Origin of the sequence: Hymenobacter aranciens, assembly GCF_030580865.1 — a bacterium.
Taxonomy (GTDB): Bacteria; Bacteroidota; Bacteroidia; order Cytophagales; family Hymenobacteraceae; genus Hymenobacter; species Hymenobacter aranciens.
In genome coordinates this window covers 39,678-65,619 of sequence record NZ_JAUQSY010000002.1, presented here as the reverse complement: position 1 = coordinate 65,619, position 25,942 = coordinate 39,678, and the positions used below count along the sequence as shown (strand labels likewise).

At 59.8% G+C, this 25,942-nt stretch carries 25 protein-coding genes; 14 read left to right on the top strand and 11 right to left on the bottom strand.

Annotated features, from left to right (window positions below):
* Window positions 1-3 precede the first annotated feature (3 nt).
* From Q5H93_RS02425 to Q5H93_RS02400, 6 genes are all read left to right on the top strand, one after another.
* Window positions 4-963: an alpha/beta hydrolase gene (locus Q5H93_RS02425; RefSeq protein ID WP_305004890.1), complete on the top strand. Its 960-nt coding sequence runs from the start codon at window positions 4-6 to the stop codon at window positions 961-963.
* Window positions 964-1,002: 39 nt separating this feature from the next.
* Window positions 1,003-1,707, top strand: coding sequence for a class I SAM-dependent methyltransferase (locus Q5H93_RS02420; RefSeq protein WP_305004889.1), 705 nt, complete (start codon window positions 1,003-1,005; stop codon window positions 1,705-1,707).
* 124 nt (window positions 1,708-1,831) lie between these two features.
* On the top strand, window positions 1,832-1,966 hold the full coding sequence (locus Q5H93_RS02415; protein ID WP_305004888.1) for a hypothetical protein: 135 nt from the start codon (window positions 1,832-1,834) through the stop codon (window positions 1,964-1,966).
* A 164-nt stretch (window positions 1,967-2,130) separates the two neighbouring features.
* Window positions 2,131-2,763 (top strand): BamJ family beta-barrel-assembly machinery protein, encoded by a 633-nt coding sequence (bamJ, locus tag Q5H93_RS02410; protein WP_305004887.1) that lies wholly within the window; start codon window positions 2,131-2,133, stop codon window positions 2,761-2,763.
* A gap of 108 nt (window positions 2,764-2,871) precedes the next feature.
* Window positions 2,872-3,525, top strand: a complete 654-nt coding sequence (locus Q5H93_RS02405) for a hypothetical protein (protein ID WP_305004886.1) — start codon at window positions 2,872-2,874, stop codon at window positions 3,523-3,525.
* A 111-nt stretch (window positions 3,526-3,636) separates the two neighbouring features.
* Window positions 3,637-5,583, top strand: a complete 1,947-nt coding sequence (locus Q5H93_RS02400) for a KUP/HAK/KT family potassium transporter (protein WP_305004885.1) — start codon at window positions 3,637-3,639, stop codon at window positions 5,581-5,583.
* Window positions 5,584-5,696: 113 nt separating this feature from the next.
* On the opposite strand, the gene Q5H93_RS02395 is transcribed toward Q5H93_RS02400, so the two are convergent.
* Window positions 5,697-7,514 carry a M61 family metallopeptidase gene (locus Q5H93_RS02395; protein WP_305004884.1) on the bottom strand — a complete coding sequence of 606 codons (1,818 nt, stop codon included), beginning with the start codon at window positions 7,512-7,514 and terminating at the stop codon, window positions 5,697-5,699.
* A gap of 129 nt (window positions 7,515-7,643) precedes the next feature.
* Between Q5H93_RS02395 and Q5H93_RS02390 the strand changes: the two genes are divergently transcribed.
* The 3 genes from Q5H93_RS02390 (at window position 7,644) to Q5H93_RS02380 (ending at window position 10,150) form a co-directional block, all read left to right on the top strand.
* Window positions 7,644-8,216, top strand: a complete 573-nt coding sequence (locus tag Q5H93_RS02390; protein ID WP_305004883.1) for a C40 family peptidase — start codon at window positions 7,644-7,646, stop codon at window positions 8,214-8,216.
* Between the two features lie 685 nt (window positions 8,217-8,901).
* Entirely contained in the window at window positions 8,902-9,342 is a 441-nt protein-coding gene (locus tag Q5H93_RS02385; RefSeq protein ID WP_305004882.1) for a DUF2147 domain-containing protein, read from the top strand.
* A 169-nt stretch (window positions 9,343-9,511) separates the two neighbouring features.
* A complete protein-coding gene (locus Q5H93_RS02380; protein WP_305004881.1) occupies window positions 9,512-10,150 on the top strand; it encodes a hypothetical protein in 639 nt (212 codons plus the stop codon).
* 85 nt (window positions 10,151-10,235) lie between these two features.
* Here Q5H93_RS02380 and Q5H93_RS02375 read toward each other — a convergent pair whose 3' ends face one another.
* Window positions 10,236-12,302, bottom strand: coding sequence for a M1 family metallopeptidase (locus Q5H93_RS02375; protein WP_305004880.1), 2,067 nt, complete (start codon window positions 12,300-12,302; stop codon window positions 10,236-10,238).
* Between the two features lie 197 nt (window positions 12,303-12,499).
* Here Q5H93_RS02375 and Q5H93_RS02370 point away from each other — a divergent pair, with 197 nt between their 5' ends.
* On the top strand, window positions 12,500-14,734 hold the full coding sequence (locus Q5H93_RS02370; RefSeq protein WP_305004879.1) for a T9SS type B sorting domain-containing protein: 2,235 nt from the start codon (window positions 12,500-12,502) through the stop codon (window positions 14,732-14,734).
* A 98-nt stretch (window positions 14,735-14,832) separates the two neighbouring features.
* Here Q5H93_RS02370 and Q5H93_RS02365 read toward each other — a convergent pair whose 3' ends face one another.
* The 4 genes from Q5H93_RS02365 to Q5H93_RS02350 all read right to left on the bottom strand — a co-directional run bounded on the left by Q5H93_RS02365 (window position 14,833) and on the right by Q5H93_RS02350 (window position 17,631).
* Window positions 14,833-15,480 carry a cytochrome c oxidase subunit 3 gene (locus Q5H93_RS02365; RefSeq protein WP_305004878.1) on the bottom strand — a complete coding sequence of 216 codons (648 nt, stop codon included), beginning with the start codon at window positions 15,478-15,480 and terminating at the stop codon, window positions 14,833-14,835.
* Window positions 15,481-15,563: 83 nt separating this feature from the next.
* Window positions 15,564-15,905: a hypothetical protein gene (locus Q5H93_RS02360; RefSeq protein ID WP_305004877.1), complete on the bottom strand. Its 342-nt coding sequence runs from the start codon at window positions 15,903-15,905 to the stop codon at window positions 15,564-15,566.
* The gene (locus Q5H93_RS02355; RefSeq protein ID WP_305004876.1) at window positions 15,898-16,137 is read right to left on the bottom strand and encodes a hypothetical protein; all 240 of its coding nucleotides are present in this window, start codon (window positions 16,135-16,137) and stop codon (window positions 15,898-15,900) included. Before Q5H93_RS02355 ends, Q5H93_RS02360 begins: the two co-directional genes overlap by 8 nt.
* Window positions 16,138-16,290: 153 nt before the next feature.
* The gene (locus Q5H93_RS02350; protein WP_305005304.1) at window positions 16,291-17,631 is read right to left on the bottom strand and encodes a M23 family metallopeptidase; all 1,341 of its coding nucleotides are present in this window, start codon (window positions 17,629-17,631) and stop codon (window positions 16,291-16,293) included.
* A 108-nt stretch (window positions 17,632-17,739) separates the two neighbouring features.
* Between Q5H93_RS02350 and Q5H93_RS02345 the strand changes: the two genes are divergently transcribed.
* Genes Q5H93_RS02345 through Q5H93_RS02335 form a run of 3 tightly spaced genes read left to right on the top strand, consistent with a single transcriptional unit; the run spans window position 17,740 to window position 19,847 of the window.
* Window positions 17,740-18,588, top strand: coding sequence for a hydroxymethylglutaryl-CoA lyase (locus Q5H93_RS02345; RefSeq protein ID WP_305004875.1), 849 nt, complete (start codon window positions 17,740-17,742; stop codon window positions 18,586-18,588).
* Window positions 18,589-18,591: 3 nt separating this feature from the next.
* On the top strand, window positions 18,592-19,110 hold the full coding sequence (locus Q5H93_RS02340; protein ID WP_305004874.1) for a hypothetical protein: 519 nt from the start codon (window positions 18,592-18,594) through the stop codon (window positions 19,108-19,110).
* The gene (locus Q5H93_RS02335; RefSeq protein WP_305004873.1) at window positions 19,110-19,847 is read left to right on the top strand and encodes a (Fe-S)-binding protein; all 738 of its coding nucleotides are present in this window, start codon (window positions 19,110-19,112) and stop codon (window positions 19,845-19,847) included. Before Q5H93_RS02340 ends, Q5H93_RS02335 begins: the two co-directional genes overlap by 1 nt.
* A gap of 67 nt (window positions 19,848-19,914) precedes the next feature.
* Here Q5H93_RS02335 and Q5H93_RS02330 read toward each other — a convergent pair whose 3' ends face one another.
* Together Q5H93_RS02330 and dapA are read right to left on the bottom strand one after the other, a co-directional pair.
* On the bottom strand, window positions 19,915-20,469 hold the full coding sequence (locus tag Q5H93_RS02330; protein WP_305004872.1) for a prolyl hydroxylase family protein: 555 nt from the start codon (window positions 20,467-20,469) through the stop codon (window positions 19,915-19,917).
* A 109-nt stretch (window positions 20,470-20,578) separates the two neighbouring features.
* Window positions 20,579-21,442 (bottom strand): 4-hydroxy-tetrahydrodipicolinate synthase, encoded by an 864-nt coding sequence (gene dapA, locus Q5H93_RS02325; protein WP_305004871.1) that lies wholly within the window; start codon window positions 21,440-21,442, stop codon window positions 20,579-20,581.
* 61 nt (window positions 21,443-21,503) lie between these two features.
* Between dapA and Q5H93_RS02320 the strand changes: the two genes are divergently transcribed.
* On the top strand, window positions 21,504-22,430 hold the full coding sequence (locus tag Q5H93_RS02320; protein WP_305004870.1) for a polysaccharide deacetylase family protein: 927 nt from the start codon (window positions 21,504-21,506) through the stop codon (window positions 22,428-22,430).
* A 77-nt stretch (window positions 22,431-22,507) separates the two neighbouring features.
* Here the strand turns inward: Q5H93_RS02320 and Q5H93_RS02315 are convergent, their stop codons facing one another.
* The 3 genes from Q5H93_RS02315 to ligA all read right to left on the bottom strand — a co-directional run bounded on the left by Q5H93_RS02315 (window position 22,508) and on the right by ligA (window position 25,865).
* Entirely contained in the window at window positions 22,508-22,969 is a 462-nt protein-coding gene (locus Q5H93_RS02315; RefSeq protein ID WP_305004869.1) for a rhodanese-like domain-containing protein, read from the bottom strand.
* A gap of 24 nt (window positions 22,970-22,993) precedes the next feature.
* A complete protein-coding gene (locus Q5H93_RS02310) occupies window positions 22,994-23,527 on the bottom strand; it encodes a hypothetical protein (RefSeq protein WP_305004868.1) in 534 nt (177 codons plus the stop codon).
* Window positions 23,528-23,744: 217 nt separating this feature from the next.
* Window positions 23,745-25,865, bottom strand: coding sequence for an NAD-dependent DNA ligase LigA (gene ligA / locus Q5H93_RS02305; RefSeq protein ID WP_305004867.1), 2,121 nt, complete (start codon window positions 25,863-25,865; stop codon window positions 23,745-23,747).
* Window positions 25,866-25,942: the final 77 nt, after the last annotated feature.

The window sequence follows — 25,942 nt, the reverse complement described above, 5'->3', positions numbered from 1 at the left end:
TCGTTGCCCGGGCTTCTGGTCACGCTCCTGGTTTCCAGCAGTACTGCCCTGGCCCAAACCGTTTCCCGCGATACTTCTTTCACCACGCACAGTGCCTACCTGAAGGCCCAGAAGCAACACCCCGAAATCAGCGTAGCGCGGCCAGCCGTACCCAAAGGAGTGCGCAGCAGCTCAGCCCTCACCTACTGCAACCTGCCCGGCGGCCGCGCCCTGCAGCTCGATGTGTTTTACCGGCCCACCAAGCGCCAGCGCCCCGCCGTGCTCATCATCCACGGCGGCGGCTGGAGCTCCGGCAGCCGCGAACAGCACTGGCCCCTGGCGCAGCAGCTGGCCGGGCACGGTTTCGTGGCCATCACGGCCGAGTACCGGCTGTCGGGCGAAGCGCCTTACCCGGCGGCGGTGCAGGACCTGAAAACCGCCCTGCGCTGGCTGCGCGCCCACGCCCGCAGCTACGCCATCGACACGAATCGGGTGGCGGTGTGGGGTTTTTCGGCCGGCGGGCAGCTGGCAGCTTTGCTGGGCACCACGAGCCACGACTCGCTCTATGCAGCCGGCCCCTGTTACCGTTCCCACTCCAGCCAGGTGCAGGCAGTAGTAGATGCCGATGGCATTCTGGCTTTTCTCCACCCCGAGTCGGGCGAGGGCGACGACCATAAGGGCCCTTCGGCGGCCACCCGCTGGTTTGGAGCTTCCAAAACCGTACGGCCGGAGCTCTGGGAACAAGCCTCGCCCCTGCGGCACGTCGATGCCCACACACCGCCCATCCTCTTCCTCAACAGCGCCGTGGACCGCATGCATGCCGGCCGCGACGACCTGCGCCGACAGCTCGATTCATTAGGCATTTACAGCGAGGCTCATACTTTTCCCAATACGCCGCATTCCTTCGTGCTGTTCAATCCCTGGTTTGAGCCCGTCCTGAACTATACGGTGGCGTTCCTGAACCGGGTGTTTGAAACCCGGTAGCAAAGAAGAAAGCTCGCGCCGGCTCTAGCTTTGCCCTGCATGAAGGATATTTATAACGACCACACCTACCTCGCCAACAACCCCACCTGGCACGAAGAAGACGCGCCCTTCAAAACGGCCCGTATTCTGAAGCTGTTGCAGCGCAATAAATTACCTCTGCAAAACATCTGCGAAGTGGGCTGCGGCAGCGGCGAAATCCTGGTGCAGCTGGCGCAGCAGCTACCCGCCACCACGCAGTTCACCGGCTACGACATCTCGCAGGATGCCATCACCATTGCCTCGCGCAAGCAGACGGAGCGCATCCGCTTCGAGCTGCGCGATTTAACAAAGCCCACGCCCGCCGCACCCTTCGATTTGCTGCTCGTCATTGATGTTATCGAGCACCTCAACAACTATTTCGAATTCCTGGCCGGCATCGCCGACAAAAGCGCTTACACTCTGTTTCACATCCCTCTGGATATGAGTGCGTGGAGCCTGCTGCGCGAGCAGATGCTCATCGAATCGAAGCAGCGGGTGGGCCACATTCACAATTTCACCGAAGATTTTGTGGTGAGCATCCTGGAGGACTACGGCTTCGAAGTCATTGACCGGCTGTACACCGAGCCCGTGCACAAGCGCAAAACGCTGAAAAACCAGATTGCCGACGCCCTGCGCACGGTGCTCTACGCCATCAGTCCGAAGTTCTGTACCAAGACGCTCGGCGGCTACTCCCTGATGGTGCTGACGCGGAACAAGCCCCGATAAAATCCTGAATTATTTATCGCTGCAAACGTTTCCGATATGCTGCATGCATAACAAATTGCGGTTTGGGTCGTATCTTTGTGCCAAGAAAAATTCATCGCTCCACCGGGGCTTATTTTAGCTGATTATGAAAAAGACCACTGCCTTCTCGTCCCTGTTGCTGCTCGGCGGCTTTGGCTCGCTGAGCTACCTGGCCGCGCGGCTGCGCGATTTGAACCTCGATTTCAGCCTGCAGGGCGAAGATGCTTCGCACTACTGCTAAGCAGCTTGCGTCCGGCGTTTGCAACAAAATCAGCCCCGCTCCCGAGCGGGGCTTTTTGTTTGCCTTCCGTTCGGCGCGTGGTGCCGACATTTGCGGGCTGAATTTTCCTTTCACCCGGCGGAGTCAGCGGCCTAGCGAGGCCGTCCGCCACATTTAATTTCCCTGTGACCCTCGACACCAATCAACAGCAGGTCAGCTACATCATTGGCCGCGATTTGGCCCGCAACTTTGCCCAGCAGGGCCTCGACCTGGATATCGACATCCTGGCCGCCGCCCTCAAGGAAGGCCTGGCCGGCCAGCCTATGCGCCTGAACCAGGAGCAAGTACAAGCCGCCATGATGCAGCTGCAGGAGCAGCTCGGCGGCGCCGAAGAAGATGACGACGACACCTCAACCCCTGATTCCATGAATAATAAAGCCGAAGGCGAAGCCTTCCTCGCCGAAAACGCCAACAAGCCCGGCGTCACCACCCTGCCCAGCGGCCTGCAATACGAAGTGCTGACCGAAGGCAGCGGCCCCAAACCCACGCCCCGCTCGTCGGTGACGACACACTATCACGGCACCCTCATCAATGGCAACGTATTCGACAGCAGCTACCAGCGCGGCCAACCGGCCACCTTCGGTGTAAACCAGGTGATTGCCGGCTGGACGGAAGCCCTGCAGCTGATGCCCGAAGGCTCGAAATGGCGCCTCTACATTCCCTCGGACCTGGCCTACGGCAAGCGCGGTGCCGGCCGCGACATCGGCCCCGACTCGGCCCTTATCTTCGACGTGGAGCTGCTGAAAGTGAACAACTGAGCCCCGGCGTCGGCCGGGGCGCTGACGGCGTCTACCACCACCCGCACCACCGCGCCCGCCTGGGCGCAGAGTAGCACGGCCGCCCCGGTGGCGGCCGTGCCGGTGCAAGTGCAGCCTTCTCCCGAAGCTGCTCCGACGGCTCCCGCGCCGCCGGCCACGTCCGTTATTGCCCCAGCGCCAGCCGCCACCGCCCCGCCGGTGGCGGCCTTTGCGCCGCCCGTAAGCCTGCGGCCAGCCCTGCTGCCGCCGCTCCCCCCTATTCAAAGTGCCGATGGTCGCCTGCGCCTGACCGACACCACGCTCACCGTGCGGGGCGAGGAATTTCTGCTGCGCGACCTGGACCGCGCCGAGCTCACGCCGGTGCGCTGGATACTGTGGTACCTGCTGGGCGGACTGAGTCTGGCCGCCGTCATGATTGCGTTTTTGAATAACTGGCTGCGCATGATGCCCGCCGCCGCCGGTATGGTGGCTTCCGCGCTGCTGCTGCTCTACGGCCGGCGCGGCACCAACCGCCTGCGTCTGCAACGCTCAGGCCGGCAGGAAGTAAACTTTGCCCTGCCCGGCGAACCGGCCGAGTGGCAGCGCCTGGCAGGCGAAATAAACCGCCGCATCCGTCGCATCCACGACCACGCGGCCGCCGAAGCCGCCGCCCTGCTGGCCGAGGCCGATGCGGCCATGCGCGCCGCCGCCGAAGCCGCGCAGGCGGCCGAAATGAATGCGGCATTCGAATCTGACCTGTCGAATGCGCCGAACCAATCCTGACCATTTTAGAAAATCAACGTAAGGGGAGGCTGATTCAGCCTGGCACCACTGCTGCGCAGCCAACTCTCAACGCTACCTGCTTCATTACCTGACTCATCTTTACCTTCTTTTATGGACTCCTCTAAAAACGGGCACGGCGCCATCACCGGCGCGGGGCTACTGATTGCGCTGGGCATCATCTACGGCGACATCGGCACCTCCCCGCTCTACGTGATGAAGGCCATCGTGCCCGGCAATATTGACCCAAAACTGGTGCTGGGCGGTATCTCCTGCGTGCTCTGGACGCTGACGCTGCAAACCACCGTGAAGTACGTGCTGCTGACGCTCAACGCGGACAACAACGGCGAGGGTGGCATTTTCTCGCTCTACGCGCTGGTACGGCGGCGCGGAGCGTGGCTGTCGGCGGTGGCCATCATCGGCGGGGCCGCTCTGCTGGCCGACGGCGTGATTACGCCGCCTATTTCGGTCAGCTCGGCCATCGAGGGGCTAAAACTGGTGGCTCCGCACCTCAGTGACGACTACATCGTGTACATCGTCATTGCCATCATCATGGGGCTGTTCTTTCTGCAAAGCTTTGGCACGCAGATAGTCGGCAAGGCTTTCGGGCCGATTATGTTTCTGTGGTTTACCATGCTGGGCATCCTGGGCGTGCTCTGGATTATCCCGCACCCCGAGATTCTCAAGGCGGCCAACCCCTACTACGCCTACGATTTACTGGTGAACTACCCGGGCGGTTTCTGGCTGCTGGGTGCCGTATTTCTGTGTACGACGGGGGCCGAGGCATTGTACTCGGACCTGGGCCACTGCGGTAAGGGCAACATCCGCATCAGCTGGACTTTTGTAAAGACCATGCTGGTGCTGAATTACTTCGGCCAGGGCGCCTGGCTGCTGGCCCACCACGACCAGCAGTTGGCCGGGCGCAACCCGTTTTATGAGCTGATGCCGCAGTGGTTTCTTCTGCCGGGCATTTGCATCGCTACCATTGCCGCCATCATTGCTTCGCAGGCTCTGATTACAGGCTCATTCACACTGGTGGCCGAGGCTATCCGCCTGAATATGTGGCCCAAGGTAAAATTGAACTACCCTACCGATGTGAAGGGGCAGCTTTACGTGCCCAGCATGAACCGGCTGCTGCTCCTGGGCTGCATCGCGGTGGTGTGGTACTTCAAGAAGTCGGAAAACATGGAAGCTGCTTATGGTCTGGCCATTACGCTCACCATGCTCATGACCACGGTGCTGCTGAGCATCTGGCTGCGCACGAAGCGGGTGGCCCTGCCGCTGATTGCGCTGTTTGTGCTGGTGTACGGCGGCATCGAAGGCTCGTTCCTGGTAGCAAACCTGGTGAAATTTCCCCACGGCGGCTGGGTGTCGCTGGCCATCGGCCTGACGCTGATGAGTGTGATGTACGTGTGGCTCAAGGCTTATTATATCAAGCGCCGCCTCACCGAATTCGTGAAGCTGGAACCCTACATCGACGCCCTGAAACAGCTCAGCGACGACGACTCGGTACCGAAATACTCGACGCACCTCGTGTTCATGACCTCGGCCGAGCGCGGCTCCGAAATCGAGCAGAAAATTATCTATTCCATCTTCCAGAAACGCCCAAAGCGGGCTGATATCTACTGGTTTATCCACGTCGACACGACTGATGAGCCCTACACGATGGAGTACAAGGTGACGGAAGTGGCCAAGGATGACGTATTCCGAATCAATTTCCGCTTGGGCTTCCGGGTGCAGCAGCGCATCAACCTCTACTTCCGCAAAGTGGTGGAAGACTTGGTGCGCAACAAGGAAGTGGACATTACCTCACGCTACGAGTCACTGAGTCAGCGCCATGTGGTGGGTGATTTCCGCTTCGTGGTGCTGGAGAAATTCCTTTCCGTGGAGAATGACTTTCCGACCATTGAAAAGCTGGTGATGCAGGCTTACTTCTACATCCGCCAGTTTATTTCTTCGGAGGCTCAATACTTTGGACTGGATACTTCGTCAGTGAAGGTAGAGAAAGTGCCGATGATTATTGCGCCCGCCAGCGACGTGACACTGACGCGGGTGAAGTAGAATCACTGATTGACGCTGATTCTATTGATTTCGCTGACTCCGTGGGACTTTTACAAACAGAAAAGGCCGCCTGAATAGGCGGCCTTTTCTGTTTGTAAAAAACGCATTGGCAGTTATTTCCCCAGCCACTTCGCCAGCACCTTCTGCTGCTGCGCCGTTGGGCTAGCCATCGACTGAATCTGGTAGCGCCGGTCAGGGTCAGCCTGCAGCTTGAGCGTGACTTCGCGGGGCAGCCCGTCGCGGCGCACCTGCAGCTTGAGTTCGGTGCCCACGGGGCGGCCAGCCAGTTGCTTCATCGATTCCTCGCTGGGGGCGGCACCGTTGATTTGCAGGATTTCGTCGTTCACGTTCAGGCCGCCGTTCCAGGCCGCGCCGTCGCGCTTCACGCTGGTCACGAGCAGTTTGCCGGTGCGATTGGAGAGGTTGGCGCCCAGGCTGCCATCGGCGCTGGCGGGGGTGCTGCTGAGCGTGAGGCCCGCGTAGCCGAGGGCCGTGGCGTAGTCGAGGGTTTCGGTACCGTACACGCGGGTTTTGAAGAACTCATCGAAGCGGCGACCGGCTACCTGGGCCACAGCGTCCTGGTATTCCTGGTCGGTGAAGCCGCGGCCTAATTGCTTGTAATATTTATCGTAGAGTAGGCGAAACACGTCGTCGAGCTGCTTCTCCCCTTTCGTGGCATCCAGAATCATCAAATCGAGCACCAAGCCCACCATTTCGCCCTTATCGTAATAGCTGATTTGCGAGTTGGCCGAGTTTTCGTTGGGGCGGTAATAGCGAATCCAGGCGTCGAAGCTGGCTTCGGACACGGGCTGTACCTTGTTGCCGGGCGTGTTTTCTACGGCACCGATTTGCGTGGCCATCGTGTTGAGGTAATCCTGCTGGCTGATAACGGCGGCGCGCTCGGTGATGACGTTCGACATGTATTCCGTCATGCCCTCGCTTACCCACAGCATGTGCGTGTAGTTTTCGCGGTCGTAATCAAACGGCCCCAGCGCTACCGGGCGGATGCGCTTCACGTTCCAGAGGTGGAAATATTCGTGCGCCACCAAACCCAGGAAGCTCCGCATACCAGCCTCGGTTTCGTAGGTTTTGCGACTCACTTCCAGCGTAGTAGAGTACAAATGTTCCAGCCCGCCACCGCCGCGCTCGTTGTTGTGCACAATAAACACGTAGGGCCGGTCCAGCGGATTCTGGCCCACCACGCGGTGCGCGGCTTCGCACACTTTCTGCATGTCGGCCAGCAGCTTAGGCTCGTCGGCGGTGTAGGTGCCGTACATGGCCACCTGGTGCGGCGTACCGTTGGCGGTGAATTGTAGCACTTTGTGGTTGCCAATTTCGATGGGCGAATCGGCCAGCTCATCGTAGTTGGCGCTTTGGTAGGTAAACTTGCTTTTGCCCGGGCGCAGCGCAGTGCTCACGGTGCTCCAGCCAGCGGCGGGCTCCACGGTCACGGTGCTGTTAAGCTCCTTTTTATCCGCCGGGTACAGGAACACGCTGCTGCCATTGAGGTAGCCGTGGTCGGCGTCGATAAACGACGTGCGCACGCTCAGCTCGAAGGCGTACACGCGGTAGCTCACCCGAAAATCGGCCTGCTTGGGGTGGCGCACCCGCCAGGTGTTTTTGTCGATTTTCTCCACCGCCAGCAGTTTGCCGCTGCTGGTCTGGGCCTGCAAGCCTTCGACGTGCCGGGCAAACTCGCGCACCAGATACGAGCCGGGGGCCCACACCGGCATTTTCACGTCGGTGTAATCGGCATTGAAGCTACCAAGCTCCATTTTCACCTCAAAATAGTGAGTTTGCGGAGCGGGCATTGACAGCGTGTAGCGCAGCGAGGGGGCAGCGGCGGTGGTAGTAGCCGTAGCCGGTTGGGTAGCGGTGAGCAGCGCTAGCGCCGCAGCACCAGCCAGAAACGGAAAGGAATTTTCAGACATTGAGCAAATGTGAAGAGGGCAATTCATCGCAAGGTCGCAAAATACGCGCTAGGGCTGTTTCCAACCCCGCGCTGCAGCCATGCGTTAGAGCCCACGGCTGGGCTTCTCAATGCGCCCATCCCTTGATTTATGCGCTTTATCTGGCTGACTTTCGTGGGACTCGCCGCCCTTATCATCGGCTTTTTCAGGCCCAAAACGCCAGTCGTCAAGCCTCCCAAAGCCGTGATAATTGCGGCACGGCCCGATTCGCTTGCGCCCGCAGCAGCAGCCGTTCGCCCTACACGCCCCGCGCCAAAAGCCGCCAAGCGCGACAGCATCGTGCTTTACGCCCTGCAGCAGCTTGGCACCAACTATTGCTATGCGGGCACCACCCCCGCCACTGGCTTCGACTGCTCCGGCTTCGTGCAATACGTGTTCACCCATTTCCACGTACCGGTGCCGCATTCCACGGCCCTGCTCATCAACGTGGGCCAGCCGGTGCCCCGCGCCCAGGCCCAGCCCGGCGATATCGTCGTTTTCACCGGCACGGCCAAAACATCCACCACGCCCGGGCACGCGGGCATTGTCGTCACGGCCGCATCGGAGGGGCCCTTGCGCTTTGTACATTCCTCCTCGGCTAAGCGCGAGCCGGGCGTGAAAATCAGCCAGGTAGAGGGGACTGACTACGAGCGGCGGTTTATGCAGGTACGGCGGGTGCTTTGACTAGGGTATGAGGGCATGGGGGTATGAATTGATTGCTAACATCTATACCCTCATTCACTCCTACCCTCTCACCCTCTCACCCTCCTACCCATAAAAAAACGATGCCCGGCTGCCTATGCCATCCCACTGAAGGGCGGCTGGGCAACCGGGCATCTAATCCTTCAAATCTTACCAAGCGGCGAAAATGGGGTACAGTTCCGGCATCTTCAAGATAAGACCTGGCCGAATGTGAGTAGCCTTAGGAGCTACCCCACGAAGCTGTTGTTAGGCGCGTACTGCGGTGAAGCGTACGACATTCGACAGGCTTGGCAGGATTTGGTTGGGACTACTGGACATTTGTACCTCCTTTCTTTACGTTTCACAAAACCCCGCTCGCGTTACCCAGCACCTTAGGGCGGCTTGGGCGGGGCCGTAGCACTCGCTACTGCGTGGTAAAGTTAATACGCGGGGTGAAGGTTCAAAATAAAACGACCTTTTTTTACCTGTGTTACTACTCTTTTCACGCTGTAAGCTGATTTACAAGCCATTTTTTTTGCTTATTCGCAAACGATTTCGGTCACTTCAGCCATCTATCAACTTTGGCCGCAAACTTGCGTTAAGCGGCTTCATGAAGGCCGACACGGATTTCTTCATTTTTTGCCTTACCTTTTTCCCATCAAATTCTCACCCCTCTCTTTTTTACAAGATGACAAAGCGCCTGTTCTTCCTTTTTGCCCTCGTGTTGGGTTTCAGCACCCTGGCTTCGGCCCAATCGCAGAACCCGTTGGGTATCTGGACAAATGCCGAGAAAAAGGCCACATTTGAAATCTATAAGTGCGGCGACAAGCTCTGCGGCAAAATCGTGAGCCTGGCCGTTCCCAACGACCCCGCCACCGGTAAGCCCAAAACCGACTCGCAGAACCCGGAGCCCAAGCTGCGCTCGCGCCCCCGTTTGGGCCTGGTATTTATGCAAGGATTTAAGTATGATTCCGATAACAAGTGGGACGACGGTAAAATCTACGACCCAGAAAGCGGCAAAACCTACTCCTGCTACATCAAGATGGAGAATGCCAACACCATGGAGGTGAAAGGCTACATCGGTTTCTCGCTCATCGGCCGCTCCCAGACCTGGACGCGGGTGAAATAGGCGGGCCGCGCAGCTTCACACGATGCAAGAATTGCAAAAGGCCGCCCTGGGGGCGGCCTTTTTTTATGAATATCTGCGTAAATTGGTGCCCCTAAACCGCTTTGCGGCCTGAAAGCCCCGAAACTATTTCCCTGAAGCGGTGTTTTGACCCGACACTATCAGCAAGCCCTTGTTCGACTTCATTCAGCAGCTTTTTTCCAGCAAAACACCGGCCTCGGCGGCAGGGTGGCGCGCTATGGCTTTTACGCCGGCGCAGGCCCGCCGGCACGCCCGCTGGGTAGAGCAGCGCGTGTATCGGAACTGGCTGGGGCCGTATTTTAAAGCCTATCACCTACAAAAGGCGGGCATTGAATCGAAGCGCGGCCTGCGGGTGCAATTGTTGCAGGAATCGGGCCGGCAGGGTGCGCTGTTTTTCTTCGATGACACCATCGGGCCGGGTAATTTCCGGCACCTGTATGAGTACCTCGGCGAGCGGGTGCTGGAGTTGGGCTACCGCCGCGCCTGCTCCGACCAGCGCACGCAGCACCAGTGCCAGCACTCCGAAAAAGTACTCAAGCAGCTTTTCAAGCCCCAGCCCACCGACTGCCCCCAGACGGGCTGCTGCAATCAACGTTTCGGCCTCATCACAATCGATTTGGTAGCCATGAATGGCCAGCCGCTGTTCATCCGCGTGGCCAGCAATGCGGTGTTGCAGCCCGGCTTCACGCCCGCCTGCTCGTTCGATGAGTTGGTGCGGGCCGTATTTGATGTGCCGCTGCCCGATGCCGAGGCAGAGCCACTGGCGCAGGAATATCTGGAGCAGGTTTAGGCAAGCCTATTAAACTGGCTTCAGGACATAAAAAAAGTCGGCTGCTCCAATGAGAGCAGCCGACTTTTTTAGTTTTACCTGGGGTTTACTCGCGCACGAAGCGCCCCTGGGCCAGTCGCTCGCCGCTGGCACTCAGCAGGCGCAGGCCGTAGATGCCGGGCGCCAGGGTGGTAGTGTGCAGCTTGGGGCTAGCAGCTTCGACAACCTGGCGCAGCACTACGCGGCCAGTCACGTCGAGCACTTCGGCAGTAGCGCGGGCGGCGGGCAGGTCTTGCAGCAGCAGCTGCTCGCGGCAGGGGTTAGGATATACCTGCAGGGGCAGAATAGCAGCGCTGGCGCGGCTAGCCAGCGTGAGCGACGCATCGAAATTGGTAGCGCCGGGTTCGTTGAGTATCCACTGGTCGGGGTCAACTTCCACATTGGTGACATTGCCCGCCACGGGTGTGCTGTAGTTAATAGTGGGCTGGTCCTGATGCACGCGAATGGTGCGGGTACTACCGTCACTGAATGTCAGACGGTAATCCACATCGGTGTCAAAAAAAGGCGTCACCCCCGGCTCGGAAGTCGTTTCACTGACGCGCATTCCGAAGCTGCCGCCTACCTGGTTCCAGCGCACATCGAAGCTGGGGTAGCCCTGGCCCCGAAACCACTGCTGAAAGAAATACGTGAGCGAGCGGCCCGCTTCGGCCTCGAAAATGCGCTGCATGTCGGCCGTGCGGGCCGTAGAGTTGGCGTACTGGCTTTGATAAGTGCGCAGGGCGCGGTAAAATTTGGTGTCGTCCTGCAGCAGGTAGCGCAGCATGTGGACTACGCCGGCGCCCTTCTTATAAGTCAGGTAGTAATTGAAAATACGGCCGACGCTAGTGGTATCGGGCACGTACACGCTACCGGAGTTGCTGAGGGCGTATTGGTGGGCCGTATCCATCCAGCTGCGGGCGGCGGCGGGCGTACTAAAGACTTGTAGCGACATATACTCGCCGTAGGATGCGAAGCTTTCGTTCAGCCAGATATCCTCCCAGCTGCCGCAGGTTACGTTGTTGCCAAACCACTGGTGAAACAGCTCGTGGGCAGTGAGGGTAAAGTCAAAACCATCCTGCGTGGTCATAGTCTGGTGCTCCATACCGCCGCCGATGGGCGCCATGGAGTGCCCGTACTTTTCGTTGGCAAAGGGATAGAGTCCCACGATGCCGGAATAATTTTCGATGAAACCCGCAGTGCGGTTGATTTCGGTCTGGTAGTAGCTCAGCGCATTCTGGTCATACACGTAATCGACGATGGGAATGCGCGGGCCGCCTGCGGGGTTGGCATAGCTAACGGTTTCAATGTAAGGCGCTACAGCCACCGAAATGAGGTAGTAGGCAATGGGATGACGCGACTTCCACTCGTAGCGCACTTTATTATTAGGCAGCGTCACGGTGCGGCTCAGCACGCCGTTGGAGCCCACCTTATTCGGCAGCGTGGTAGTTACCCACACGTCGCTGGAATCGGCTTTGTCGGTCAGCACCTGCTTGCAGGGAAACCACTCATGGGCCGAGAACGGCTCCGAGAGGCTCCAGGTCACATCATAAGGGTAATACACGCCGTCCATGCGGTAGCGGGTGGCCGTGTTGAAGGCATTGCCGATGGCCGACGAGTTGCCGTTGGGCGCCGTGCCGTGATAGTAGATGCGGGCATCGAGCAGCGAGTTGGCGGCGGCAGGCTGGGCCAGGGCGGCGGTGGCGTCGGGGCCGATGCGCCGGATGCCGGGCGAGCGCCGGCCATTGATAACCACCGAGTCGATGAGCAGAGTGGCGGTACCAGCCGGCCCCTGATATAGCTCGAAGGCCAGCGAGTCGATGGCCTGCGTGCGCACCCGCACGCGCATCCAGACCGAGCCGGCCACATCGCGCGAGTTGTTTTCGAGGGCTAGGTCGAGCTTGTAGTACTTCACGTCGTAGCGCTCCATCTTGGCGCGGTGCAGGATAGTGGTGCTGGGCCGCCGCTGGGCCGCGCCGATGTGCGCCGTGGCGCATTGGCGGGCAGCGTCGCCGGCCAGGTCGGCGGGGGTGATAGCAAAATCGTGCGTGGGGCGAGGAACCTGCGACTGGGCCTGGGCAGCTCCCGCGCTGAGTAGCAAGCTACCAAGAGCAAAGGCGTAAAAAGAACGAAGCATAGAAATGAGCAGCAAGAAAATGACGGTAGTAGGAACGGCAAAAGCCGGGTGCTGGTTGGGCCTGCAAGTTAAGGCAACCTTCGGGCTAACCTTCCGGTCATCCTGGTGGTTCCGAAGTGCAAGCGAGCCTACGGATATTGCTGAAAATTAGCAATGAGAAGCGTAACTTGCGGGCAATTTTTCTTTTTCTGCTACAAATGAGTGTTTTCTCAAGGCTAGGTGGGGTGTTGCGGGCCATGCTGGTGGTCGTGCTGCTGGGGGCTTTGCCAGCCAGGGCCACGCACATTGTGGGCGGCGAACTGGAGCTGGTACACCAAAACGGCGATAATTACCGACTCATTCTCAACCTGTATTTTGATGCCTACAACGGCAGCCCCAACGCCTTGGATGCTGATTTGACGGCCAGCATCTTTCAGAAAAGCAATAATAGCCGGCAGATGAATGTGCTGCTGCCGCTGGTGAGCAACACCTTTGTTAATTACACCAATCCGGCCTGCGCGGTGCCCACGCTCAGCACGCGCAAGCTGGTATACAGCAAGGCTATAAAGCTTGCTGCCAACACCTTCGACCATCCGCAGGGATATTATGTGGCGGTGGAGCGCTGCTGTCGCAACAACAACATCAGCAATATTATGTCTCCTGGCGCGGCAGGGCAGGCGTTCTACCTGGAGTTTCCAGCCGTGGTGCGCAACGGCCAGCCGTTCATCGACTCGACCCCGCGGATTTTTCCGCCGCTGGCCGATTATGCCTGCCGTAACGAGCTGTTTTATTACGATTTTGGTGGGGTAGATGCCGATGGCGACTCCCTGGTGTACGACCTGGTAACGCCGCTGAATGGTCACTCTGACAGCGACCTGCCTAAGCCCGCGGCGGCTTTGCCCGCCCCCTACAGCCAGATTGACTGGCGCGTGGGCCTGGGCCCGAACAACCAGATTCCGGGCAGTCCGCCGTTGCGCATCGACGCTCGCACCGGGCTCCTGACGGTGCGCCCCACCAATATCGGGCTGTTCGTGTTTGGTGTGCGTTGCTCGGAGTACCGTGATGGTGAGAAGATTGGGGAATCGCGACGCGATTTTCAGATGCAGGTGCTCAACTGTGCCATCAACCAAAATCCGTCCGTTGTGCTGCAGCCCTCGCCCACTAGCCCGGTGCGTTACCAGCCGGGGCGCGACACGCTGCATTTCTCCCCGGGCAGCAACCGCTGCGTGCAGCTGCGCTTCACCGACCCCGACCCGGGTTCGCGGCTGGCGCTGTCGTTACGGGCCGTAAATTTTTCGGGGCTGATGCCCAATTTCACGTCCGTTACTTCGGGCACAGTGCGCGGGCCGGGCATGGCCGATACGCTCACGGCGACGCTCTGCTTTCCGAATTGTATTGACAGTAAGGGCAAGGTGTTTTTGCTGGATGTGATAGTGGGCGACGACGGCTGCAGCCTGCCCCGCCGCGATACCGTGCGGGTAGCGTTCACGGCCGTGCCGCCACCCAACTCGCCACCCACCATCAGCACTACCGCCGGCCCCGTGCTACCGTTGCGGGTTCGCATTGGCGACGTAGTGACTTTTGACGTAATCGGTACCGACCCCGACCGCGATGCGCTGACCTTAGGAATGAGCGGGCGTGGTTTCAGCCCCGCCAGCCTGGGCGCTACGCTCACCCAGGCCACCGTGAATGGCGAGCGGCGCGGGCGCTTTAGCTGGCTGGTCGATTGCCAGGCTGTGGGGCAGGATACGCGTGAGTTTATTTTCACCTCTACCTCCGAGCCTTGTGGCGGGCGGGAAACGGCTTCCGTGTCGGTGCCCATAGTGGTGGAATACAGCAATACCGCGCCCGTACTCACCACTACTCTACCCGCCGCCCCGGCCGGCACCGTGGCAGTCGTAAAGAGCTTACTGAATGAGAGCTACAGTGCGACCCTCGAAGGCTTCGATGCTGACGGCGACAACCTGACCCTGACGGCCGGAGCCGAAAGCTTTAATCTGGCCGATGCCGGCATGCGGTTTTCGGCCACCAATGGCAGCGGGCGCGCCAGCGGCACCTTCTACTGGGATGCCAGCTGCGCCAGCGTCAACCTGCACCGCGACCTAACGGTGACCTTCCAACTACTCGATGCCACCTGCCGGCCACTGCCCCAGCAGCACCGTGTGCGCTTCGAGGCTTTAAACCCTGATTCGACCACGCTTAAGCTCTACAATATTATCACCCCCAATGGTGATGGTCTGAATGATGCCTTCCGCCTGCCCGACTTACCCCAGAATTTTTGCGACGCTCAGTTTGCCACCATCCAGATTTTTTCGCGCTGGGGCCAGCAGGTGTATGAGACTGCAGACCGCGATTTTCGCTGGGGCGGCAACGACAGCGCGGGCATCTACTTTTACCTCGTTAGCTACACCGACGGTCGGCGCTACAAGGGCTGGCTGGAGGTAATTAAGTAGCTGGTTAACAGAAAGTCTGGATTACGCGTAAAAGGCGGGCGTCAAAAGGCAATATGACCTTTTAACGCCCGCCTTTTACGCGTAATGCAATTTAGTGCTCAGTACAGCAGCAGAAAAACCGCAAACAACAACACCCACAGGCCGTCCACGAAGTGCCAATAGGTGCTTAACATCGTCAGCTGGCGCCGGTAGTATGGATTACGTATGAACACCAGCGAGCGCACGGCATCCTGGTCGGCGTGGATAACGCGCAGCAGCACCACCAGCAAATACACCATCCCGGCCAGCACGTGGGCCACGTGCAGCCCCGAAATAATGTAGAGGTAAGTGCCATGCCCGTTGCGGCCGGAAAGCTCCACCCCCTGCCCCCACAGCTCGCGCCAGCCCAACACCTGCAGGCCGGCAAACACGCAACCCAGCAGCAGCGTGGCGCCCAGGCACCGTGCCAGCATGGTCAGGTCGTCCTGCTCGTAGAGCCCCCGGGCCTGGCTGAGAACGTAGCTACTTCCTAGCAATACAATGGTACTGAGCGAGAAATAGCGCGGAAATGAGTACATATTCGATGCAACATCGTTGACGGTGTGCGTATAAACGTACGCCACCAGCAAACATGCAAACATGCTGGCAATAGCCACGATGATAAAATATAGCACGACCAGCGACTGCGGAATCTGCTCAATACGGCGCAAAGGTGATGCCCGGCGCTCGGAATCAATGCGGTTCTTAGAGTTGCGGTCGGGGTTCATATCATGGGGCAGCTTGGATAGAAAAGGCAGGCAGAGCTTCGGGCAGCAAGACCGGGTAACGGGCCGAATAGTTGCTTCGAACTTTAGCGGAAGAAGGAGCCGATTTTGCCCAGCACAGCATTGAGGGTTATTTTGGGAGTGCGCTGCACGCCGAAAGTGACGTAGGTTTTGCCGCCCACCCGCAGGTCGAGCACCAAGCCCAGCCGTCGCATCAAGTCGTTGATTTGCTGCAGCGGGTCCACTTCACGGCCGGTTTTAGGCGGCTTCACATAGCCGGCGGGCTTGGGTGGGCCAGCCGTCAGCTCGTCGAGCACCTTTTGGCTAGGAATGTTGATAATGAGATAGGTGCCAGCGGCAGCCAACTGCAAATCGTGCCCGTTCCAAGTAAGGAGCAACTGCGCGTCGATTTCCAGCCCGCTAGCCAATGGTATCGGGCCGGCTGGGCGGCAGCTGAGGAGTAGAAGTAGCGGCCGGGGCCTCGCCCTTGGTGCGAATGCGCAACGAGCCATTGACCCGCCAAGTGGCGGCGGGCCCCTGCGGGCTAGGCACTTGTACTTCCATTTGGTCGAAGGCCAGGCTGAGCTCGACGCCGCCCGAGAGCTTGGAAAGTAACGCGGCGGCCGTATCGGCCCAGTTGGTTTGTGAAGAATCAGGCATGAGAAAGAATGAGAGCGAAAAGAACGTAAAAGATGCGGATTGGCTGCAAAGTACAACCTTCGGCGGCCTAACGCAAGGCCTCTATAATCTACGGGAAAGACGCCCGGACAGTCTGTGACTTTTCGGCACTTTCCTTTCACTTATTTGCGCCGGCTACCCCAGCACGGCCCAACCGACTTCCCCCTTTGGTCCCCGCAACAGGGCAAACGTAGCCGAGCGGCCCAGCACCGTCACGGCCGTGCGGGCGGCCAGCGCCATGCGGGCCGGAGCCCCCGCCACGGGCTGCGCCAGCAGCTCGGTAGCCGCAGGCAATACCAAATTACGCAGTGGTTTGGCCGTTGCCGCTACCACCGCCTTGGCGGCCACGTAGCCCTGCCGGCCATCCGGCGTTTCGACGCGCAAAGCCGCGCCCTGTTGCCCCAGCACCAGCAGCGGCATCTGCGAACTTAGCCGGTTATTAGCCAGCAACTTGCTTTGCAACGGGCTGTGCCGTAATGCCGTCGCCACTTTCAGCCGTACAAACTCGCCCCGCTGGTCGGGGCCAGTGGATGGTGCGGGCAGCTTGTCGGCGCGATGCACGAAGGGCAAGGGGTCGACGGCGCCCTGTCCGGCGCGGTACACGCCAAAATGCAGGTGCGGCGGCGTGGTCCGGGCATTGCCGGTGTTGCCCACCAGGCCCAGCGTATCGCCGGCCCGCACGCGCTGGCCGGGCTGCACCAGCTGGCGGTCGAGGTGCGCGTAATAGAGGTGGTTTCCGCCCTCAGCATCAGCCAGCCACACCACGCGGCCGCCGCGCGGCGTTTCGCCGGTGCGGGTGATGTAGCCAGCCGCAGCAGCTAGCACGGGCGTGCCTTTGGGAGCAAAAATATCGATGCCTTCGTGCCGGCAGGCGCCCTCGTCGCGGTCGACACCCCAGAAGCTACCCACGGCGGCATCGCTGCGGCCCTGCACCGGAAACACGCTCAGGCTGGGCTCGCGGCTCACCCGCAGGATGTAGCGCCCGGTCGCCAGCAGCTCGGGCTGCACCCGCAGCAGATGCTGACCATCAACCTCGGCGCGGTAGCGAAAATCGAGCACGGTGGTATCGGCGCTGGTAATGAGAATGGGGACCTGACCAGGTCGTAACTCAAACGCATCCAGAAATACCCGCGCCGTAGCACCAGGCGCCAGCGTGAGGCTGACGTGCAGCTGCTCGCCGGCCCGCACGGCGTAGCGGTAGCCGCTGGCCGTGGGCTGCTCGGGGCGGAAATAGCCGGTTTCGGTGAACGGCAGCGGCACGGTCAGCGAGTCGCGCAGGGCCTGGTCGGCGGCGGCCAGCCAGGCGCGACCGGCCACGCGCTGGTCGAGGCCCGCCTGCCGGAGCTGGCGGGCGTAGGTCTGGTGCGGAGTGGTTTTCTGGAACAGTGCCTGCAGGGTTTGCTGCTTGCTACAGGCACCCAGCAGCAGCGTAGATAAAAGCAGCGCCAGTCCGAGGGGCTGGCGCGCGCATCGCATCAAAAATGTCATGCGTTGAAAACCCCGGCCGGGGCGCCCAAGTTCGTTACGTGCCCCTGCCCTACCCGTTACCTTTGCCGAACTTTCCCACCCGCTCCTTTTCCACCCATGAAACTCATCGAATGCCCGCGCGACGCCATGCAGGGCCTGACCCATTTTATTCCTACGGCCACCAAAACGGCCTATCTCAATACTTTGCTGGGCGTGGGCTTCGACACGCTGGACTTCGGCTCCTTCGTGTCGCCGAAAGCCATTCCGCAGTTGCAGGATACGGCCGAGGTGCTGGCAGGCCTCGACCTGAGCCAGACGCGCACCAAGCTGCTGGCCATCGTGGCCAATCTGCGCGGAGCCGAAACTGCCCTGCAACACCCCGAAATCCAGTACCTGGGCTTCCCGCTGTCGGTATCGGAAACCTTCCAGCGCCGCAACACCAATAAAACCATCGCCGAAGCGCTGGCCGACGTAGCCTCTATGCACGAATTGTGCGGAAAGCAGAGCCGCACGTTAGTAGTCTATCTGTCAATGGGCTTCGGCAACCCCTACGGCGACCCCTGGAGTCCGGAAGTAGTGGCCGACTTCACCCGGCAGCTGGCCAATTTGGGCATCCGCATCGTAGCCCTGTCCGATACCATCGGGGCCAGCACGGCGGCCACTATCACGCCGTTGTTTGCCGAGCTGATTCCGGCGTTTCCGGCCATTGAGTTTGGCGCGCATTTGCACTCCACGCCCGACAGCTGGCGCGAGAAAGTAGAAGCTGCCTACCAGGCCGGCTGCCGCCGCTTCGACGGGGCCATTGGCGGCATCGGCGGCTGCCCCATGGCGGCCGATGTGCTCACGGGCAACATGGCGACGGAAAATCTGCTGGCCTTTGCACTGGAAAACGGCCTCGAAACCGGGCTCGACCTCGACGCTTTTGCGCAGGCCCAGCGCATGGCCCGCGAACAGGTATTCCACTAACCAATGCTACCTACTTCAGTTCGTAATGCTTTGGGTTATGGAGCTATTTGTGCCATGGTTCTATCATTTGTTTGGCTAATATTAGTTTCTCCCCGGTTAGCGGCTCACCGTTCCTTGGATAATCTGTCCCGTACCGATGGGGTGATTGATACTGTCACTATTCAGCGAACTGCAACCAAAGACCATAGCTTCTACTTGGCTATTACACTGAAACATAACTTCCATTGGTTTGGAATTAAAGAACATGGTGATGACGAATTCCCGTTAGATAGTCTGTTACACCGGTTACGACCTAACCAGCCGTTAACGGTGTATTATGACCCTGATTGGAAAATACCTGGCTTGAAAAACGACTCCGAATTTGATGTATATCAAGCGGAAAGTACTGGACATATTGTGTACAGCCTAAAAAAAACACATCAACGCTACTTTGAACTTGCCAAGTCAGGCGGCATTTACATTTTATGGTTACTTGGCATTTCCATCTTTCACTACTTCTATCGCCGTCGCGCTAATTTTTGATGCCTGCCCCTCAAGTCGATATTTTCATCCCCTGCTTCGTCGACCAACTCTACCCCAACACCGCCTTGAACATGGTGAAGGTGCTGGAAGCCGTGGGCTGCCAGGTGCACTACAACCCCGCTCAAACCTGCTGCGGCCAGCCCGCTTACAACGCTGGCTACGTGGCCCAAAGTCGCGACGTGGCTACGAAATTCCTGCGCGATTTTGCCGGCGACGCCAGCCGCTACGTAGTGAGTCCCTCAGCTTCTTGCGTGGGCATGGTGCGCAACAGCTACTCGTCCCTTTTTGCCGATACGCCGCAGGCCGGCGCCTGCCGTGGCGTGCAGGCCCGCACCTACGAGCTCACTGAGTTTCTGGTGCAGGTGCTGGGTATCACTGACATTCCCGGTGCCAGCCTGACTGGCAAATACACCTACCACGACTCCTGCTCGGGCCTGCGCGAGTGCAAAATCCGCGAGGAGCCGCGCCAGCTGCTCGACGGCGTAACGGGCCTAGAACGCCTCGAAATGGCCGAAACCACCACCTGCTGCGGCTTTGGCGGCACCTTCGCGGTAAAGTTTGAGGCTATTTCAGTGGCGATGGCCCAGCAGAAAGTGGAGCACGCCCTCGATACTGGCGCTGATTACATTGTGAGCACCGACGTGAGCTGCCTCATGCACCTGGAGGCCTACATTAAGAAGGAAAAGCTGCCGCTTAGGTGCCTGCACGTGGCCGACGTGCTGGCCAGTGGCTGGTAAATTTCAATCAACAATTAATAATGAGCGAAGAGTGATTGAGCTGGTGTTTCCAGCGATTGTTAACTGCTCATTGTTGATTGTTCAACCGGTACATCACGTCCGAGCGCAGCACGTACTTCACGCCTTGCGTCACCTCGCTGCCCTCGTGGTAGAGATTGTGGAGGAAAACCAGGGCCATACCCTGCCGGGGCTGGATGCGCAGGCCGCGAAAGGCAGTGTCGCCGCCCTGGAAATTGTCATTCAGGTACACCATGAACGTGAGGTAGCTGGCCTCGCGCTCGTTGCGGATGTAGCTTTCGTCAAAGTGCCCTTTGAACTGGTGCCCACGCTGGTAGCGGTAGAAACGGAACAGCTCATTGAGGCCGATGGCGGTGCTATTGCCGAGTTGGGCGGGCACGAAGGCCTGCAGCTTGTCCCACAGCTTTTCGGCCAGCTCTTCACTTTTGTAAAAAGCGCGGTTGTTGTTGCGAATATCCGTGCGCACCTTGCTGCCGCTGGCAGTATTCACCTTCGCCAGCTCGTAGCCGACTTTTTCGCTGAGCACGATGTTTTCCAGGCATTCCTGCCGGGTCAGAAAATCTTCGACAACCAGAATGCCGTCGGCTACTTGACTGTATTTCACACTGCAAGTTACATCTTCCTCTCATGCTGAGCATAGCGAAGCATCCTCTCACGCCATAACCAATCGAACGTGAAAGGATGCTTCGCAACGCTCAGCATGACAGGTGGCTTTACATCGCCTTCTGAATCCGCTCCTTGAGCCCGCCGGTAGCTTCCAGCAGCGGCAGGCGCACGGCGCCGCCACACACGCCCAGCGCCGCCAGCGCCGCCTTCACACCCACTGGGTTGCTTTCCTCATACATTAGCGGGTTCAACTCCAGAAACTCGAACAGCAACTTGCGAGAAGCAGCGAAGTCACCGGTTAGGGCTTGGCGGGTCATTTCGCCGAAGCGCTTGGGGAAGGCGTTGGCCAGCACCGATATAACGCCTTCAGCCCCGCAAGCTATTAGCGCCGTTGTCATCATATCGTCGCCGCTGAGCAGCAGGAAATCCTTGGGTTTGCGGGCAGCGATGGCGAGGCACTGCTCCAGGTTGCCGCTGGCTTCCTTGATGCCGATGATGTTGGGGTGCTGGGCCAGGCGCAGGGTAGTTTCGGCGGTGAGGTTGGAGGCGGTGCGGCCGGGCACGTTGTAGAGCAGCAGCGGCACGGGGCTGGCGTCGGCCAGGCGCAGGTAGTGGGCTACCAGACCGGCCTGGCTGGGCTTATTGTAGGCGGGGCTGGCTGAGAGCACGGCCGTTACGCCGTGCAAATCGACGCTGCGGAACAGCTCGGCGGTGGTGGCCGTGTCGTTGCCGCCGATGCCGTACACCAGCGGCACGCGGCCGTTGATTTGCTCCTTGGCAATGCGCAGCAGCTCGGTTTTTTCATCGGTAGTGGTGGTGGGCGACTCGCCGGTGGTGCCGTTCACGACGAGGTATTCGACGCCGCCGTCTATGGTAAAATCAATGAGATGGCGCCAGCCGTCGTAATCCACTGAAAAATCAGAAGAAAAAGGCGTAACCAGGGCCACGCCGGTGCCGCGAAGTTTGTCCATTGGGGGTGGGGGGAAGTAGTTTTGTAGTTGCAAATTTACATCCCGCCTTCTCCCCCATCTTTTGAACAAGTTCCTGCCCCTCGCGCTGAGCGCCGCCCTGCTGGTTGCCTGCGAGTCGAAAACCGCCACCACCGGCGAAGCCAACACCGCCACCTCGGCCGAAACCATCCAGACCGACTCGCTGAACCCGGCCACGGCCGCCACCTCGGGCGCCGCCGCTACCGCCGAGGCCGAAGCCAACGCCACCCCGGCCCCCGACCCCAGCAGCATTCCGGCCGGTAAGGCGGGCGACGCGGCCGCCATCCTGGCCCGGCCGCAGGTGCCCATTCTGTGCTACCACCAGATTCGCGACTGGCGCGCCAAGGACTCCAAAAACGCTAAGGACTACATCATTCCCATCGCCACCTTCAAGGCTCAGATGAAGATGCTGGCCGACTCGGGCTACCACACCGTGCTGCCCGACCAGCTCTACGCCTACCTCACCACCGGCGCCAAGCTGCCCAGCAAGCCGGTGATGCTGACCTTCGACGACACCGACCTCGACCAGTTCACCATTGCCCGCCCCGAGCTCGAAAAGTACGGCTACAAGGCCGTGTACTTCGTGATGACCGTGAGCCTGGGCCGCCCCAACTACATGACCAAGCCCATGGTGAAACAGCTTTCCGACGAGGGCAACATCATCGGCTCGCACACCTGGGACCACCACAACGTGAAGAAGTACCAGGGACAGGACTGGGTGACCCAAATTGAGAAGCCCACCAAAACCCTGGAGGAAATCACGGGCAAGAAAATCAATTACTTCGCCTACCCTTTCGGCCTCTGGAACCCGCAGGCTTTCCCCGAGCTCAAGAAGCGGGGCTTCGTGGCTGCCTTCTCGCTGGCCGAGAAGCGCGACCAGCAGGACCCACTCTTCACTATTCGGCGCATCATCGCCAGCGGGTATTGGAGCCCGCGCACGCTGCATAATAACATGGTGCAGAGTTTCTAACCCCTGCAGTTATCATACAAACGAAAGCCCCGCGTCGTGTTATGACGCGGGGCTTTCATTTGTGACTTTAGTAGCAATTACTTAGCCCCCGCCGCCTTAAGGTCTTTATATCCGCCCACATTCGTGGCCTTTTTGAAGCCTTTCTTCCGCATCTGCGCCACCGCCTGACCGCTGCGGTTGCCGGAGGCGCAATACACCAGGTAAGTGCCTTGCGGATTCAGCTTGGCCAGCTGCTGGGCAAAATCAGGCGCCCGGAAATTGAGGTTGCGGGCATTTTGCAGGTGGCCGGTGGCAAACTCCTCGGGCGTTCGCACATCGAGCACGGTGGCATGCCCATTGACTATCAATTCGGTAGCCACCTTGGGAGCCAGCGCGGGCACCGAGACGGGCTGCGCTGGGCGGTCATCCAGCAGGACGTTGTTATTGGCCCGCAGATGGGTATCATTGCTGCTCTTGGGCAGGGGCTCCAAGATGGCAGTCTGGGCCTGCCCGGCTAGCGGCAGACTAATAGCAAAACCTAACAGTACAAGTAGTTTCATGGCAGTTGTCGTTGGCTGAAGTTCTTACGGCGTGGTAGTTGTACCACTCTGTTTGGTTTCAACGACGGGCGTGGTGGTCAAAGGATGCACCACCACTATGAAGGGATAGTCGCCCTTCATTTTGCTATAGAGCGTGGCCTGGTAGCCGGGGCCATCGTAGCGCACGGCCTCGCAGCCGGGGCAGGTGACGGGTACCGGGTTCAATTTCAGATTTTTCAGCTCCGAGCGTACGTCGCGTACGCAGCCGGCCTCGGTGGTCTTCAGCACCACGTCAAACGATTGTAGAAAAGGCCGCAGCGAAAACATAGCCGGCGAGTGCACCCCATCGGCATCGGCCGAGGTGGCGGCCGAAATCCACTGAATTTCCTTGCTGCGCGGCGGCGTGCCCTTGAATATCCAATTTCCGGCCGGCAACTGCGTCAGCGCCTCCGGCCTGGCTAAGGCGTTGGAATTGGCGGCAATGGCCGTGAGGTCGGCCAAGGGGAGGCACTGCGCCTGTGCTACCATTGAACCAAGCAATGCGCTAAGGAACAGCCCGAACACTAATATATTTTTCATAGCTGACAGTTGCATAATGCAAGCCGATAGGCAATAGTAACAATTTTTCTGCTAATCAACCGATAAGGTTTGCCGCCTACGCAAATCACAGGCCAGCTTCCCTCCAATTAAAACTTCAAAATAAGAAACGCGGAGTGCTGCATTGGGAATAGAAAGGCTAAATAGCCATCTTTCGTTTCCCAACGCAGCACTCCGCGTTTTTCGTGCGCTAGTTCAGTTAAAACAAGCTCGCCTGCTCACCCGGGTTCGCAGATGACGCGGCGGACAACGTTTCTGTTGCAACGACGGCCGAGGTTTCGGCAACGGCTTCGTCGGCTGTGGGCAGCATGGCCAGCAATTCCTGCTCCGAGATGATGGGCACCTTGAAACCCAGCGCTTTTTCACGCTTGGCGGGGCCCATGTTTTCGCCCGCTACCAGGAAGTTCAGCTTCTTGCTGATGGAGCCCGTGATTTTGCCGCCGTGGGAGGTGATGAGCTGCTGCAGTTGCTCGCGGCTGTACTGCTCAAACACCCCCGAGAGCACGAAAGTCTGCCCGGCCAGCCGGTCGCTCACAGCACGGGGCGGCTCGCCGGTGAGGGCCAGCTGCACGCCGGCGGTGCGCAGACGTTCAATCAGTTCGCGGTTTTCGGGCTGAGCGAGCCAATGCGCGGCACCCACGGCAATGACGCCGCCTACTTCGGGCACGGCGGCGATGTCTTCGGCCGTGGCGGCCATCAGGGCATCGATGTTGCGGTAGTGGGCGGCCAGCTTCTGGGCCACGGTTTCGCCCACGTAGCGGATGCCGAGGCCGAACAGCACGCGGTCGAAGGGCACGGTTTTACTTTTCTCGATGCCCGCGATGAGGTTGTCGATGGATTTTTCGCCGAGGCGCTCCAGCGTCACCAGCTCGGGGCGCTTGGCGGCCAAGTCATAAATGTCAGCCACGGTTTGCACCAGGCCGAGGTCGAAGAAGCGGCCGACGGTTTCGGCACCCAGGCCGTCGATATTCAGCGCTTTGCGGCTCACGTAGTGCTCCAGACGGGCTTTGAGCTGCGGGCGGCAGCCGCGCTCATTGGGGCAGCGGAAATGGGCTTCGCCCTCGGGGCGCACCAGCGGCGTGCCGCAGGCCGGGCACTCGGTGGGGTACACGATGGGCACGGCCGTAGCGGGCCGGGCCTCCAGGTCGACGCCAGTGATTTTGGGAATGATTTCGCCGCCTTTTTCCACGAACACCAGGTCACCGAGGCGCAGGTCGAGGGCTTCAATCTGATTGAAATTGTGCAGGGTAGCGCGCTTTACGACGGTGCCAGCCAGTGGCACGGGCGTGAGCAGGGCCACGGGCGTCACGGCGCCGGTGCGGCCCACATTGTACTGCACCTCGTTGAGGCGGGTGCGGGCGGCTTCGGCGGGGTACTTGTAGGCAATGGCCCAGCGCGGGCTTTTGGCGGTGAAACCCAGCTGGTCCTGCTGGCGCAGGTCGTCTACCTTGATGACGATGCCATCGGTAGCCACGGGCAGCTCGAAGCGCTTTTTGTCCCAGTAGTGCACGAATTCCAGCACGTCCTCAATGCTTTGGCAGCGCCGCCAGGTATCCGACACCGGCAGGCCGTAGGCCGTGAGGGCCTCCAGGCCGGCGCTGTGGCTGGCGAAGTGCCGGCCCGGCGTGAGCAGCGAGTAGGCGTAGAAACGCAGCTTGCGGGCGGCCACCTGCGCCGAATCCTGGAGCTTGAGGGCGCCGCTGGCGGCGTTGCGGGGGTTGGCGAGCAGGGCTTCGCCGTTTTGCTCACGCTCGGCGTTCAGCTCGTCGAATACGGGCAGGGGCATGAATACTTCGCCGCGCACTTCGAAATCCTGGGGCTGATTTTCGGCCGCATGCAGGTGCAGCGGCAGGGTGCGAATGGTACGTACATTGCTGGTTACTACGTCGCCGCGGGTGCCGTCGCCGCGCGTTACGCCCTGGGTGAGCTGACCATCTTCGTAGCGTAGGCTCATGGCTACGCCATCGATTTTCAGCTCGCACACATACGAGTAGGGCGCGCCTTCGAGGCCCTTCTGCACCCGCTCGTCAAACTCGCGCAGGTCGTCTTCGGAGTACGTGTTGCCGAGGCTCAGCATGGGGTAGCGGTGCTGGGCCGTAGGGAATTGCTTGGTGATGGTGCCGCCCACGCGCTGGGTAGGCGAGTTTGGCAGGGCCAGCTCGGGGTACTGCTTTTCCAGGCCCTGCAGCTCGGCCAGCAGCTGGTCGAATTCCTGGTCGCTGATTTCCGAAATATCGTGCTGGTAATACTGGTGGTTGAGGTGGTGCAGGCGGGCAGTCAACTCTTGAATGCGGGCCTGGGCAGTGGGCTGGTCGGACATGGATGGGCGGGGTGGCGCGGGAGAAAACGCCGTTTTTTTTCAGAAGTACAAAGTAAACCCATCGGGCCAGAAAGCAG

Coding starts and splice junctions, on each gene's coding strand:
- Q5H93_RS02390 (WP_305004883.1), top strand. CDS start 7,644: ATGCGCTTTATCTGGCTGACTTTCGTGGGACTCGCCGCCCTTATCATC.
- Q5H93_RS02400 (WP_305004885.1), top strand. CDS start 3,637: ATGGACTCCTCTAAAAACGGGCACGGCGCCATCACCGGCGCGGGGCTA.
- Q5H93_RS02375 (WP_305004880.1), bottom strand. CDS start 12,302: ATGCTTCGTTCTTTTTACGCCTTTGCTCTTGGTAGCTTGCTACTCAGC.
- Q5H93_RS02395 (WP_305004884.1), bottom strand. CDS start 7,514: ATGTCTGAAAATTCCTTTCCGTTTCTGGCTGGTGCTGCGGCGCTAGCG.
- Q5H93_RS02365 (WP_305004878.1), bottom strand. CDS start 15,480: ATGAACCCCGACCGCAACTCTAAGAACCGCATTGATTCCGAGCGCCGG.
- Q5H93_RS02385 (WP_305004882.1), top strand. CDS start 8,902: ATGACAAAGCGCCTGTTCTTCCTTTTTGCCCTCGTGTTGGGTTTCAGC.
- Q5H93_RS02315 (WP_305004869.1), bottom strand. CDS start 22,969: ATGAAACTACTTGTACTGTTAGGTTTTGCTATTAGTCTGCCGCTAGCC.
- Q5H93_RS02420 (WP_305004889.1), top strand. CDS start 1,003: ATGAAGGATATTTATAACGACCACACCTACCTCGCCAACAACCCCACC.
- Q5H93_RS02345 (WP_305004875.1), top strand. CDS start 17,740: ATGAAACTCATCGAATGCCCGCGCGACGCCATGCAGGGCCTGACCCAT.
- Q5H93_RS02340 (WP_305004874.1), top strand. CDS start 18,592: ATGCTACCTACTTCAGTTCGTAATGCTTTGGGTTATGGAGCTATTTGT.
- Q5H93_RS02310 (WP_305004868.1), bottom strand. CDS start 23,527: ATGAAAAATATATTAGTGTTCGGGCTGTTCCTTAGCGCATTGCTTGGT.
- dapA (WP_305004871.1), bottom strand. CDS start 21,442: ATGGACAAACTTCGCGGCACCGGCGTGGCCCTGGTTACGCCTTTTTCT.
- Q5H93_RS02355 (WP_305004876.1), bottom strand. CDS start 16,137: ATGCCTGATTCTTCACAAACCAACTGGGCCGATACGGCCGCCGCGTTA.
- Q5H93_RS02335 (WP_305004873.1), top strand. CDS start 19,110: ATGCCTGCCCCTCAAGTCGATATTTTCATCCCCTGCTTCGTCGACCAA.
- ligA (WP_305004867.1), bottom strand. CDS start 25,865: ATGTCCGACCAGCCCACTGCCCAGGCCCGCATTCAAGAGTTGACTGCC.
- Q5H93_RS02370 (WP_305004879.1), top strand. CDS start 12,500: ATGAGTGTTTTCTCAAGGCTAGGTGGGGTGTTGCGGGCCATGCTGGTG.
- Q5H93_RS02350 (WP_305005304.1), bottom strand. CDS start 17,631: ATGCGATGCGCGCGCCAGCCCCTCGGACTGGCGCTGCTTTTATCTACG.
- Q5H93_RS02415 (WP_305004888.1), top strand. CDS start 1,832: ATGAAAAAGACCACTGCCTTCTCGTCCCTGTTGCTGCTCGGCGGCTTT.